This is a genomic window from Dawidia cretensis (assembly GCF_018598175.1).
Classification (GTDB): domain Bacteria; phylum Bacteroidota; class Bacteroidia; order Cytophagales; family Cyclobacteriaceae; genus Ohtaekwangia; species Ohtaekwangia cretensis.
Genome location: NZ_JAHESE010000018.1, coordinates 1 through 12760, shown reverse-complemented (window position 1 = coordinate 12760; position 12760 = coordinate 1). Strand labels below are relative to the sequence as shown.

Genomic DNA, 12760 nt, shown 5'->3' with positions numbered 1-12760 from the left:
AGTGGGAGATGTGTACTCTATCAGTAGGTTATCTCTTGAATATAAAGGAAGTTGCTATGTAGATACTATACCGTTGCCGTACAGTTAAGAGAGGTCTGATGAGCCGAATGGATATGGAGTAAGCGATTGAAAGTGACGCCGGATGCGGGTTCCTCCGCATGTATAGCGTAAACCCTTTTCAACTGCAGCGATAACCTAAAAATTCAAAATTGCCTTGTTTGTCCGAGTCAACCGGATTAATCCGGTATAAATAACAGACTATTCGGTCTTTTGTCACCACCGCTATGGATTTGTCGAAAGACTTCTTCCCGTTTAACGGATTTATTTAAAAAACGTACACCAGGTATAGCGTTATAACGGCAAATATAACGATTAGTCCAAAAGATTGATCATCACCCGGTGCAATGACCACTATATACTATAACGATATAGACACTTTTCTTTCCCGCATAAGAGCACCGTTCGGTCGCGGCGGCTAAAAGATTAGCGGGACGGTTTCTTGCCACGATGCGTCATATTCGCCTCGTAAACTTAAATAAACATCTATGATGGCCATGTTTTTACAGAAACGAGTGTGGGTGCTACTACTACTGGTACTCACGAGCCTGGCGCAGGCAAATGCGCAGCTAAGCCGCCTACGGGCGGATGGTACCCGCATCGTCAACGAAGCGGGACAAGAAGTAATCCTGAAAGGTGTCGGCCTGGGCGGCTGGCTTTTGCAAGAAGGATACATGATGAACCCGGAAGGCGGCGGCACCCAGGGATCCTTTAAGAAACGCCTGTATGACCAGGGACAGAGCGAAGCGCAAGTAGAAGCGTTCTACCAGGCGTGGCGTGACAATTTCATCACGCCGGCCGATATCAACTGGATTGCCGAGCAGGGTTTCAATTGCGTGCGTCTCCCGATGCACTACGACCTGTTCCTGACACCGGCACAGCGTACGGTGCGCCATAACGTAATCCGCAATCCCGGCAACTACCAGACATACGTGAACTCCCTCACGACCTGGTATAACAACAACGAGCTGTTTGTCGATCCGAACCTGGAAGGCTTCCGCACGTTGGAGAACACACTCAACTGGTGCGCCGCCCGTGGTATGTATGTGATCGTCGACCTGCACGCCGCGCCGGGTGGCCAGGGTAAAGACGCGAACATCGCCGACCTGTTGGTGGAGAACGATCTGTGGAACCGCGCGATCTTTCAGAACATCACCGTACGTCTGTGGGAGAAGATCGTAAGCCGTTACATCAACAACAACACCGTAGCATTCTGGGATCTGATCAACGAGCCGAACGCCGTGCCGCAGAACCAAATGATCCACGCGCTTAAAAACCGCCTGGTCAACTCGATCCGTGGCCTGGGTGATACCCACTTGATCATGATCGAAGGCAATGGTTTTGGTAACAACTACGACTACCTCGAGCCGTTTACGTTCACCAACCGCTCGAACCTGGTGTACAACGCGCACCGCTACTGGATTCCGCCGGGCGACGACAACATTCGCGATGGCAATCCCAACCAGATCAATCGCCTCATCAACCTGGTCGAGTTCCGCACCCGTCACAACGTGCCCGTGTGGGTAGGAGAGACTGGCGAGGACAGTGACGAGTGGCTGCGTCAGAATGTAGACAAGCTGAATGCCAACGGCATTGGCTATGCGCACTGGACGTATAAGCGCACGAGCCCCGGCCCCAATGCCGCGTTGCGTCGTATCGTAGGCCCGCCGTACCTGACTTCGGGTGTATCGGCCATGAGCGGTGTATTGAACAACATCAAGTTTGCCAATACGGTCATCAACAATGGTCCGTTGGCCGCGGTCGATCCGCGTCGCACGCCGTTGTCGACAGTGTGTAGCGGTGCTTATACAACGGTGCCGGCGACGCTTCAGGCAGAAGGCTTCTGCGCAGCCCAGGGTATTCAGGTAGATGTTACGACCGACACGGGTGGTGGCCAATATGTAGGCTGGACCGAAGTAGGTGACTGGCTGGGGTACCGCATCAACGTGCCGGCAGCGGGTACATATACCATCGAGTATCGTGTGGCCAGCCAGACTGGCGGCGGCGCGCTGCGCCTGGAGCGTTTTGGTGGTAGTGCTACCTATGGTACGCTGTCGATCCCGGCAACGGGCGGCTGGCAAACGTGGCAGACACTGTCGCACACGGTGCAACTGCCGGCGGGTCAGCAAGAGCTCGGACTCGCGGTAACCGGTGCGGGCTTTAACCTGAATTGGATCCGCGTGGTGGGTGACACCAACAACCCGACCCCTACAGCACCGATCGGGCAGACCATCTGGCTGCGCGGCTTTAACGGTCAGTACGTGAGCGGTGAGAACGGCACACAAGCCATGCAGTGTACACGGCCCGTAGCCGATGCGTGGGAGAACTTCACCGTAGAGGATGCCGGCAATGGCAAAGTAGCCCTGCGGAGCATGAGCAAATATGTATCGTCTGAAAATGGCCTGCAGGCTATAACGTGCAGCCGCCTGACCATCAGCGACTGGGAGCGTTTTGACTGGATTGTCAACGCCGATAACACGATCTCGCTGCGTGGCAACAATGGTTTGTATGTATCGTCTGAGAATGGCGAGCAGGCGATGACCTGTACCCGTCCGACCATTCAGGGTTGGGAGTCCTTCAACTGGGGCGTTGTGGGCGTAGCGCGTCTGGCAGCCGCGGCGCATGTGCCGGGTGAAATACAGGCCACCGAGCAAGAGCTTTCGGTATACCCGAACCCTTCGGTGGGGCAAATCACCCTGAAGGTGGGTAAGCCTTCGCACGTGGAGATTCGCAGTGTGGCCGACGGCAGCACGGTGTTCAGCGGGGAAGTAAAAGAAACTACGCTGGTGAAAAATCTTCCGGCGGGTATCTATACGGTTACCCTGAAAGAGGGCAACCGCACGCGGGTACGACGTATTGTTGTTGCACCGTAATTCATATTGATAGAGGTTAGATTGCTGGCGCAGGTCTTGGCCCCACTTCGGGGTGAGGCCTGTGCCAGATTTACTCATCCCACCGATTTATACAGCGCTTGGTTTTCCAGGCCAGCATAGTTTTTAGCATTTGCTTCGTTTCCTGTAAGATCACAGGCAAGAATCTTTGAATTTTCTTCTTCCTGGTAACGAAACCTGTACCAGCATCTCCCGATCCCGCTTTTAGTATCATGCCGGTATCATACCTACCGTTACATCCATGTAAGAAAACAGGCTGAATCGCTGTATCGACAACGGTTTCGATTATTTTACGGGTTCTCTTTACGAGTGGACATTAGGTACCAGGAGTGGTGTTAGGTGGCACTGTGCGGCTTTTTGATACTTTTGTCGCCGTCCGTTTCGGCGGGCGTGTATACTATATTTTTTTAATCACTCCTATCTAACCTTTTTACCCTTTATCCTCATGTTACGATTACGCGTATTCGTTTTTCTACTCAGCATTTGGTCTTTTACGGCTTTTTCGCAAGCGAAGATCACCGTCGGCGATCCCTACGACGTGATTGACGCACAAAGCAAGCATTACTTTACTGAGAACGGGGAGATCATGACCGTGAAGGTCGACAAGAAAGATGTCATTATTCAGAAAATGAGCGCTAAAACGCTTAAGTTTCTCAAGGCGCGGGTGTATGACGATTTTCCGAAGGGCTTTACACTGGAGCAGGTGCTACAGTTTAAAGATCGTTATTATCTATACTATTCGCTGTACGAAGACAAGCAGGAGCAGCTATTTGCCCGCGAGCTGGATTTTGCGGCGGGTACCTTTAAGGGGGCAGCTAAAAAGGTTCTATCGATCACCGATAAGATTGATGGCGGCCGGATTAGAGGCGGCATTATGACGTTGGCCGCGTATCAGTCAATGATATCCGCTGACAAATATAATTTCTACTTCTCGTATGATAAGAGCGCGCTGATCATTCAGTATCGCATGATTCCCGAGACGAAGCGCGACAGCAAGAGCTTTGATATCATCGGCATGCATGTGTTCGACCCGTCCATGAAAGAGAAATGGGGTGGCAAGGTGACCATGCCTTATACAGAAAAGAAAATGGATAACCTGGACTATTCTGTCGATGCCAACGGAAACGTGTACCTGGTTGCCCGTGTGTATAACGACAATACCACTGACAAGAAGGACGACGACGACCGCGCCAACTACAAGATCGAAGTCATGAAGATCGCAGCCGGTACAGGTAAGATCACATCGAGCAAGGTGGATATTGCGGATAAATTTATTCAGCGGTTCTGGTTGTACGAGACGGCGCAGGGTCCCATGATTGGCGCCGGGTATTATAACAAGGGCAATTCGGCGAGCAGCGCAGACGGTATGATTTTGTTTAAGTTCAACACTGACGGCCGTGTGACCGATATGAAGACGTTTGAGATTCCCGTAGACGTCCTGAATCAGTATGTCAGCAACAAGACCCGCCGTAAGAACGAGAAGAAGGAAGACGATGATGAGGCCGAGGCAACGAATATTATCTTAAACGATATGAACGTACAAGAAGACGGAAGCGTAATCCTGATTGGCGAACAACAATATATAACGACCAGCACCACCCGTATGGGCAATTCAACTCGTACGACTACGACATACCATTACAACGAAATATTGATTACCAAGATCGATGCGTCGGGTAAGTTGGCCTGGATTCAGAAATTACCGAAGAGCCAGCTTGGTGGCCTCGGTCAAGGCGGCATGTCGTATCGTTACTTGTCGGGCGCTGGCAGCCACTATGTGCTGTTCCTGGACAACGAGAAGAACATGAACCTTCCAAAGGATGAAGTGCCCGCTCGCCACATGGACGGTCAGGGTGGCTTCCTGGTGTGCTATAAGTTGAATGACAAGACCGGCGAGATGAAAAAGACGCAGATTCTGGACACGCGTGACGTGCAGGGCATGGAGCTGTTCCAGTTTAAACCGAGCCGCACATTGGGCACGGCGCTGAACACGCTGGTGTTCGAAGCCTATAAAAAGAAGAAAGAAGACGTACTGGTAAAAGTGGTACTGGATTAATCCAACGCTGATATTATAAAAAAGGGCGTGGAGGCATTTGCTTCCACGCCTTTTTTATCAGCAAGGCCTAACTTGACCGAAGTGGGACCAAGCTTAAATTCTAACAATGGAGATGAAGTATCTCAATTTTATAGACCCCTCAAAAATAAAGGCGGCGGAGGGTTGCCTGGCGGCGGAGATTGCTGCGCTGGAGCATACGCTGAATACGTCTTTTCCCGACTCGTTCCGGGAGTACCTGTTTCTTATGGGTAGAAAGACCGTGCTGTTTTCTGAATATCACCATCATGGATTTGATGAACTTGAGTATATCAGGAACTTGTTTTTCGATTGGGTCAATAAATATAAGGAGGAGGGTTCTCTCGAGTCTGAACTGGATCACGCTATACCCTTCTTAAAGTTTCAGGACACTTTTCTCTATGTACTGCCTGGATTGTCCGATTCGGGAATATATGCCATGGATATCAATGACCGACCTACGGTAGCGGTGCTCAATGTTTCCTTCGCTGATTTTTTGCAGGGAGAATATAATAAATTTCTTACTCGCGGATTGGGTTGACCTGAGGGTAGAAATCCATGCGATCATTCGTGCAGTTCTCATAACTAAAAAGGCGTGGAGCAATTGCTTCCACGCCTTTTTTTATGGTGTACAGGCTTGGCGTTACTACACGAGCCGTATGACGTTCTGGTCTTTATAATCTTTTGCGAAGGTGATGATGTTGCCGAGGTCTGCAAACTCTTCCTGGCTGTGCATCGTCGTGAGCACGACGCTTTTCATGCCGGCGCGCAACGCGGCCTCTACACCTTTGGGGGCATCTTCAAAGACGATACAGGACAGCGGCTCGACGCCGAGAAGCGACGCTGCTTTTTCAAATACTTCGGGGTGCGGTTTGCTTTCGAACACGTCGTGTGCGCTGACCACCGCTTTAAAGTATTTGCGGATGTCGAGGTTGTCGAGTACAAAGTCGATGTTGAAGGGAATGGCCGCCGAGGCGATGGCCATGGGGATATTGGCGCGGTAGGCGCTTTCGAGAAAGTCGTGGAGGCCGGGCAGCAGGGTGAGGTGTGGCTTATAGATGGCCTGGTATTTTTCTTCTTTGCGTTGGGAGATGGCGGCAACTTCGTCGGGGGTAAAACGGCCTACGCCGAATACACGCGCGAGCAGCTCATCGTTCTTGCCGTACATGTGGCTGCGTACTTCCTCGCGGGTCAGGCCCGCACCCAGGTCGTTTGTCAGCACGTCGTACCAGATGTCGAGGTGAAAGTGCATGTCGTCAATCATGGTACCGTTCATGTCAAACAGGAATGCTTTCATAGTTCTTTACGGTTTTTTTTTTCGAGTATGATTAAAGTTTATAAATATCCATGCCATGGCGGCCATGGCACTGCATACGCAAAAGGTGAGCGTCGTGTTGGCGGGCTCGTTGCCGTATAGCCATCCAGATGCCAATGCTCCGAGTAAGATACCCAGCTCCATCGAGATATATAAAGAGGCCATGCCCCGGCCGCGGTGGGTAGGATGTGCCAGGTCCGCAGCCCACGCCAGCAACGTGGGCGAGGTGATGCCTTGCGCAAAGCCATACACGACGACACCGGCAATCAGCATGTAGCGACTGTCGGCAAAGGCGATGATAAGCATAGCGATAGCGATGAAGGTTGCCGACACACGCAACACAGCCCGCCGGCCAAAGCGATCGGAGGCTTTACCACCCAGCAACCGAACCAGCAGCGATGCTACTGTAAAATACGAAAATAACAGCCCTTTGTTCCGTACATCGAACTGTCCTCCTAAGTCGGGCAGTAATGTAAAGATAGCACCGTATGCATATGCAATAAGCGCCATAATAATCGCCGGCGTCAGCACACGCGGTTCAAACAGATCCTCCCGGCGTACTTTTAACAGGCGGGGGTGGAAGCTATGTTTTTTAGCGACGGTGTCGCGAATGCCGATCAGGATGATAATCGAGAGAATGGCAAACGACGACGAGCAGTAAAACATCACGTTCAACCCGAAGTGGTTGGCCAGTGTACCACCCAGCGCGGGACCTGCCGCCGAACCAACGGAGCCTGCGGTGCCTAATAACCCCATGGCCTCGCCGCGCCGGTGCGCCGGAATAATATCGGAAAGATAGGCCGTCTGCCCCGTGGGCGTGAAGCCCGTGGAAAAGCCATGTACGAGGCGCAGCAACAGAAAGCCCGCGATAGAAGTAAGTACGGGATATACCAGGCTGCACAGACAACATACCACCGAGCCGACGACCATGACCGGAACGCGTCCGAGGGTGTCGGCCAGGCGGCCGCTGAATGGACGCGAGATCATGGCGGTGAGTGCGAAAAGCGAGATGATCAATCCTTTGTAATCGGCACCGCCAAGCTCCGTGAGGTACGCGGGGAGCTCGGGAATGATCATGTTGAAGCTGGAGAAGAACAGCAGTGAGCTGAGGCAGACCAGCCAGAACTGGCGCGTGTAGACCCGGGGTGTGCCCAGGCCTGCCGCCGACTCCGGTGTAGAGACGGCGGCGGGAGGTTCAATAATAGAAGAGCGGTCGGGGACCGCGGAAGAACTATTGTTCAACGCTGGTTTCTTGTGCACCGAGAAGGAATGCTTTTATAAAATCGTCGAGGTCGCCGTCGAGTACATTCTGTGCGTCGTGACGCTCCATGCCGGTGCGGGCATCTTTCACAAGTTTATAGGGATGAAGCACGTAGTTCCGGATCTGCGAGCCGAAGTCGATCTTCATCTTGCCGGCTTCGATCTTGTCGCGTTCAGCGTGGCGCTTTTCCATCTCCACCTGGTATAACTTTGACTTCAGCATCTGCATGGCGCGTTCGCGGTTAGCATGCTGTGAGCGTTCTACCTGGCATACGATCACGATGCCCGACGGTTTGTGCGTGAGCTGTACCTTGGTCTCTACCTTGTTAACGTTCTGACCGCCGGCACCGCCCGAGCGTGATGTCTGGATCTCGACGTCGGCCGGGTTTACTTCTATCTGAATCGAGTCGTCTACCTTGGGGTAGACAAAAATCGAAGCAAACGAGGTATGCCGTCGTTGGTTGGAGTCGTAGGGTGAGATGCGCACCAGGCGGTGTACGCCGATCTCGGCCTTGAGCTTGCCATAGGCAAAGGGGCCTTCGATCTCGAGCGTGGCAGATTTGATCCCGGCCACTTCGCCGCTTTGGTAGTCGATCTGCGATACGGTGTAGCCGGCCTTTTCGCCCCACATGATATACATACGGTTGAGCATGTCGGCCCAATCGTTGCTTTCGGTACCACCGGCACCGGGGTTGATCTCGACGACGGCACTGAGCTGGTCTTCTTCCTTGCTCAGCATTTTTTTGAATTCCAGCTCTTCGATGGCACGGGCAGCTTTGTCGTACTCGCGGTCGAGCTCGTCTTCGCCTACGTCGCCGGCCAAATGGAATTCCTGCAGCACTTCCAGGTCGTCCATGAGCTTCGACACGTTTTCGAAGGCATCGGTCCAGACCTTTTTGATGCGGATATTTTTTAACATCACTTCGGCCTGCTTGGGATTGTTCCAGAAGTCGGCCTGTTGGGTGATGAGTTCTTCGTCTTTTACTTCGAGCGCCTTACGATCGTAGTCAAAGATACCTCCTCAAGGCGCTAACACGAGCCTTCAAATCTTTCAACTGTTCAGTTGTCATAGATTCTAGTTTGTTTTTAATAATTCAGGGGGCAAATATAATGGTTAGTTCGGGATGTGGCCTACACGGAATGTTTTGTGTGTTGCGCGGGGCGGCAGACTTGCCAGCAACCGATACCTGTTTTGCGCTCGTTCTCACACTCACTCTGGTTTCCGGCTCTTGCTCTCGGTTCTGTGTGTTCGTGTGATGGAAAACGCGACTGTTTGCGGGCACAAAAGCATGTTCTGTGTAAAAACGTGCGTATGTAATTTCTCCTATCGGCCGATAGAGTATTGGTGGGTTACATTTTTTAGTAAAATATTGAAAACCAGGGGATCTGAGTGTTTTGGGAGGCCCTGCAAGATTACCGCATACGTTTTCGGAAAGTACCTCAAAACAGCGAAAAACGTTCAAAAAGGCAACCGTTCGTAACATTTAATTGGGTTCACGACCGTTTCCTGGAAAATTTTCGATTACATTTGCCCGAACCATGAAAAGTGAAATGGCAAAATTTAAACCTGTAGCGGGGCTCTTTTTAGAGGCTCTGATGCTCGTTTTTATCTTTGTTTATTCACAAGGCGCCTTATCGCAGCAGCCCACCGACACGGGGGATATGCCGCTGAAAAGTGTTCTTTCGTTTCACGAGATCACCCTTCGTAACCATTTCTCGTCGCACCCCTGCGACCAGGTGTTGTCGAAGTTCCCGCTCGCTTCCGGTTTGTTCCCACCCTTTGCATGCGACTTATCAAATGCAGTCCTTGCGTTGAGCAAGGCCCTGACCGTAAGTCATTTTGAACGGAGTATATTTTATGTGACGGCAACGGACAATGCCCCGTAATGCTATACGTTTACCGTATCACGACTTATCGCCGGGGAGATCTTTCGGTTTGACAGATCCCCGTCCCAGCTCAATAATCTTACGCTTTAAACGATTAGGCTAAGCGAGTATTAGCCCGGCCGCTATGATTTCAGCCATTTTGCCTTTTGTAGACTTGTTTAATCCGGAGGCCATTATTCGGTTTGGGGGAGTAGCGTTGTTGCTCTTCATCATCTTCGCCGAGACAGGATTGTTCTTTGGTTTTTTTTTACCGGGAGATTCGTTGCTGTTCATTGCGGGAATATTGTGCGAGTCGCAATTTGAGATGTCCATATGGCTGTTGATCGTCATGTTGGTCGTCGTGGCGACGGCTGGCACAACGGTAGGGTATGGGTTCGGCCGGTGGTCCCAGCGGTACTTAAAAAATAGACGTGAAAATTTCTTCTATAAGAAGAGATATTTAGACATGGCTCAGGAGTTTTATCAGAAGTATGGTATGATGGCTTTTGTGCTGGGTCGGTTCCTGCCGGTGGTGCGAACGTTTGTACCGATCCTGGCGGGTATGGTACGTATAGCCTTTGGGAGATTCTTTTTTTTCAACTTTGTAGGGGCTGCGGTCTGGATAGTTGTCATGGTGCTGGCGGGACACTTGCTTGGAAAACGGTTTCCGGCGATAATCGATCACCTGGAGCTTATTGTGGCGGGCATGATTTTAATAACGACCATTCCTCTTGTAGTATCGTGGCTGAGACAGCGGAATATGGCCGGAAAACAAAATTCAGATCAAAATTGAAGAATATTTAATATGATCAGTGACTATTTAAACGCTCAAGAATTAATATAATAGCGCAAATTTTTCCTAAACTTTAAACTATCAACAATTTACTTTAAACTATGAAAACTCAACAATCATCTTCTTCATCCTTATCTGAGAGCCTGAAGTCTGGATTTGCGGCGGCTGTGATCTTTATCGAGATTATCATTGGGATTCTCATCTGGCACTTTGTACTTGGAAATCCTGCCAACTTCGTAGGTGGAGATCCGACCAACCACCCAATAGAAGGAAACTTCCTGGGCATTTTCTATAAAGGTGGCTACCTGGTGCCGCTCGCGATCGCGCTTTTGTTGATGGTTTTCACATTTGCTATCGAGCGTGCTTTTACCCTCAGCCGCGCTAAGGGCAAAGGTAACGTAAAGGCTTTCATTCAGCGCATTCGTCTGTTGGTAGCCGGTGGCAGCATCACGCAAGCTGTTGCTGAGTGCGACAAACAAAAAGGTTCTGTAGCCAACGTAGTGAAAGCCGGTTTGTTGAAATACAATGAGCTGTCAAACAACAGCAGCATCGAACTGGAGAAGAAGGTTACGATGATCCAGAAGGATATCGAAGAAACAACGCAGCTTGAAATGCCAATGCTGGAAAAGAACCTGGTGATTTTTGCAACGGTGGCTTCGGTTGCCACGCTGTTGGGTCTGCTGGGTACTGTATTGGGTATGATCAAGGCCTTCTCGTCGATGGCGCAGGCAGGTGCTCCTGACTCGGTAGGTCTGGCCACTGGTATCTCTGAGGCGCTTATCAATACGGCCCTTGGTGTAGGAACTTCAGCCCTTGCGATCATTTTCTATAACCTGTTCACCAGCAAGATCGACGCCCTGACACACGGTATTGACGAAGCTGGTTTCAGCATTGTGCAGAACTTCACTGCTACGCAACAAGGAAAGCACTAGTCCTTTAAACATTAACTAAATACTATAAGGTATGCCTAAATCAAAAGTACATAGAGTACCACCGTCGATGGATATGACGCCATTGGTGGATTTGGGGTTCCTGTTGGTAACATTCTTCATGCTGACAGCGACAGCCCGTCCCGACGAGCCAGTAACTGTTGATATGCCTTCGTCTGTTTCGGAGATTAAAATGCCGGAGACCGACATTATGTTGATCACCGTATCGAAAGACGGCAAGGTATATTTCACCCTGGACGGTAAATACACTCGCCAGGAGCTGTTGAGAAGCATGGGTGAGCGTTATGGCGTTAGCTTCTCCGATCAGGAGATATCCCGCTTTGCTGTAATGTCTACGTTCGGGCTGCCGATCGGCAACCTGAAAGAGTTTATCAACATGGGACCAGAGGAGCGTAAAAATGTGACGCAGCCGGGAATACCGGTGGACTCGGCGAACAATCAATTGAAAGATTGGATCATATTTTCGCGGATGGCCAACCAAAAGGTGCGCATTGCGATCAAGGGCGACTCGGACTCGAGCTACCCGATCGTGGAGAAAGTGGTCAATACACTGATTGACAATAAAGTCAACCGGTTCAACCTGATCACGAACATGGAAATGACTAAGAAACCTTCGTAACCATTAAATTCAAAAGAAGCAATGGCAGAAATACAACAAGGTGGTGGAGGTGGTAAGAAAGGCGGTAAAGTCCGGGCCAAGAAAATGTCGACCAAAATCGACATGACGCCAATGGTGGATTTGGCCTTCCTGTTGCTTACCTTCTTCATGCTGACCACGACGTTCAGCAAGCCTCAGACGATGGAGATTACCATGCCTGAGAAACCCAAAGAGGAGGACAAACTTCCCGAAGTGAACGAGAAGAAAGTAGTGACGCTGATCCTGGGCTCCAATGACAAAATCTATTGGTACCACGGCATCACAGACCCGAAACTGGAAGTGACTGACTTTTCAGCAAACGGTATCCGTAAAATATTGTTGAAGCAAGCCGCCGAAATTCCCGGTATGATCCTGTTGATCAAGCCTGGTGATGATTCGCGCTACAAAAACATGGTGGACATTCTCGACGAGATGAACATCACGAACATGCAGCGATACGCGTTGGTGAAGATAACGGACACGGATAAGGAGTTAGTAAAAGAATCGAATCTATGAAAGCAGAACAATTGACACCGCAGCGGTGGGAAGACATTGTCTTCGAATACCGCAACAAGGATTACGGAGCGTACGAGAACCGTCGTTCGTATTCCAAGCATGTCCTGCTGGCAGCGATTATTACATTGATTACGGCTGCGCTGGTATTGGCGTACCCGAAAATTGTAGAACTGTTCGAATCACAAAGCGATGAGGTTATACCCGTGCTGAAGACGGTAAAATATACCGATCTGGCACCGCCCCCGCCGATTCAGAACACACCGCCGCCCCCGCAGGTGAACATTCCGCCCCCGGTAAAAACCATCATTAAATATCTCCAGCCCAAGCTGACCGATAACGAAATCGTGGAAGAGAAAGAAATCCCTACGATCGAAGAAATAAAAGAAAACGAAGAAGGTTCGGAG

At 50.6% G+C, this 12760-nt stretch carries 11 protein-coding genes and 1 pseudogene; 9 read left to right on the top strand and 3 right to left on the bottom strand.

Features of this window, described 5'->3' with window-relative positions:
* Nucleotides 1-554 precede the first annotated feature (554 nt).
* The 3 genes from KK062_RS17040 (at nucleotide 555) to KK062_RS17030 (ending at nucleotide 5560) form a co-directional block, all read left to right on the top strand.
* Nucleotides 555-2930, top strand: a complete 2376-nt coding sequence (locus tag KK062_RS17040; RefSeq protein WP_254085536.1) for a carbohydrate-binding protein — start codon at nucleotides 555-557, stop codon at nucleotides 2928-2930.
* Nucleotides 2931-3393: 463 nt separating this feature from the next.
* Nucleotides 3394-5004 (top strand): hypothetical protein, encoded by a 1611-nt coding sequence (locus tag KK062_RS17035; RefSeq protein WP_254085535.1) that lies wholly within the window; start codon nucleotides 3394-3396, stop codon nucleotides 5002-5004.
* 112 nt (nucleotides 5005-5116) lie between these two features.
* The gene (locus KK062_RS17030) at nucleotides 5117-5560 is read left to right on the top strand and encodes an SMI1/KNR4 family protein (protein ID WP_254085534.1); all 444 of its coding nucleotides are present in this window, start codon (nucleotides 5117-5119) and stop codon (nucleotides 5558-5560) included.
* A 105-nt stretch (nucleotides 5561-5665) separates the two neighbouring features.
* Here KK062_RS17030 and KK062_RS17025 read toward each other — a convergent pair whose 3' ends face one another.
* The 3 genes from KK062_RS17025 to prfB form a co-directional block, all read right to left on the bottom strand.
* The gene (locus tag KK062_RS17025) at nucleotides 5666-6316 is read right to left on the bottom strand and encodes an HAD family hydrolase (RefSeq protein WP_254085533.1); all 651 of its coding nucleotides are present in this window, start codon (nucleotides 6314-6316) and stop codon (nucleotides 5666-5668) included.
* Nucleotides 6317-6322: 6 nt separating this feature from the next.
* On the bottom strand, nucleotides 6323-7594 hold the full coding sequence (locus KK062_RS17020; RefSeq protein ID WP_254085532.1) for an MFS transporter: 1272 nt from the start codon (nucleotides 7592-7594) through the stop codon (nucleotides 6323-6325).
* A protein-coding gene (gene prfB, locus KK062_RS17015; protein WP_254085531.1) for a peptide chain release factor 2 occupies nucleotides 7566-8664 on the bottom strand; the annotation gives its coding sequence in 2 pieces (ribosomal slippage) (nucleotides 7566-8603 and nucleotides 8605-8664; 1098 coding nt in all). The genes KK062_RS17020 and prfB overlap by 29 nt, the downstream gene beginning before the upstream one ends.
* A 481-nt stretch (nucleotides 8665-9145) precedes the next feature.
* Between prfB and KK062_RS17010 the strand changes: the two genes are divergently transcribed.
* The 6 genes and pseudogenes from KK062_RS17010 to KK062_RS16985 all read left to right on the top strand — a co-directional run.
* Entirely contained in the window at nucleotides 9146-9481 is a 336-nt protein-coding gene (locus KK062_RS17010) for a hypothetical protein (protein WP_254085530.1), read from the top strand.
* A gap of 124 nt (nucleotides 9482-9605) precedes the next feature.
* Entirely contained in the window at nucleotides 9606-10253 is a 648-nt protein-coding gene (locus KK062_RS17005; RefSeq protein ID WP_254085529.1) for a DedA family protein, read from the top strand.
* Between the two features lie 101 nt (nucleotides 10254-10354).
* Nucleotides 10355-11185 carry a MotA/TolQ/ExbB proton channel family protein gene (locus KK062_RS17000; RefSeq protein ID WP_254085528.1) on the top strand — a complete coding sequence of 277 codons (831 nt, stop codon included), beginning with the start codon at nucleotides 10355-10357 and terminating at the stop codon, nucleotides 11183-11185.
* 31 nt (nucleotides 11186-11216) lie between these two features.
* On the top strand, nucleotides 11217-11822 hold the full coding sequence (locus tag KK062_RS16995) for an ExbD/TolR family protein (RefSeq protein ID WP_254085527.1): 606 nt from the start codon (nucleotides 11217-11219) through the stop codon (nucleotides 11820-11822).
* A 21-nt stretch (nucleotides 11823-11843) separates the two neighbouring features.
* Nucleotides 11844-12356, top strand: a complete 513-nt coding sequence (locus KK062_RS16990; RefSeq protein WP_254085526.1) for an ExbD/TolR family protein — start codon at nucleotides 11844-11846, stop codon at nucleotides 12354-12356.
* Nucleotides 12353-12760 (top strand): annotated as a pseudogene (locus KK062_RS16985) (hypothetical protein); the annotation flags it as partial. The gene KK062_RS16990 and the pseudogene KK062_RS16985, both read left to right, overlap by 4 nt.

Coding starts and splice junctions, on each gene's coding strand:
- KK062_RS17025 (WP_254085533.1), bottom strand. CDS start 6,316: ATGAAAGCATTCCTGTTTGACATGAACGGTACCATGATTGACGACATG.
- KK062_RS17010 (WP_254085530.1), top strand. CDS start 9,146: ATGGCAAAATTTAAACCTGTAGCGGGGCTCTTTTTAGAGGCTCTGATG.
- KK062_RS17030 (WP_254085534.1), top strand. CDS start 5,117: ATGAAGTATCTCAATTTTATAGACCCCTCAAAAATAAAGGCGGCGGAG.
- KK062_RS17005 (WP_254085529.1), top strand. CDS start 9,606: ATGATTTCAGCCATTTTGCCTTTTGTAGACTTGTTTAATCCGGAGGCC.
- KK062_RS16990 (WP_254085526.1), top strand. CDS start 11,844: ATGGCAGAAATACAACAAGGTGGTGGAGGTGGTAAGAAAGGCGGTAAA.
- KK062_RS17000 (WP_254085528.1), top strand. CDS start 10,355: ATGAAAACTCAACAATCATCTTCTTCATCCTTATCTGAGAGCCTGAAG.
- KK062_RS17040 (WP_254085536.1), top strand. CDS start 555: ATGTTTTTACAGAAACGAGTGTGGGTGCTACTACTACTGGTACTCACG.
- KK062_RS16995 (WP_254085527.1), top strand. CDS start 11,217: ATGCCTAAATCAAAAGTACATAGAGTACCACCGTCGATGGATATGACG.
- KK062_RS17035 (WP_254085535.1), top strand. CDS start 3,394: ATGTTACGATTACGCGTATTCGTTTTTCTACTCAGCATTTGGTCTTTT.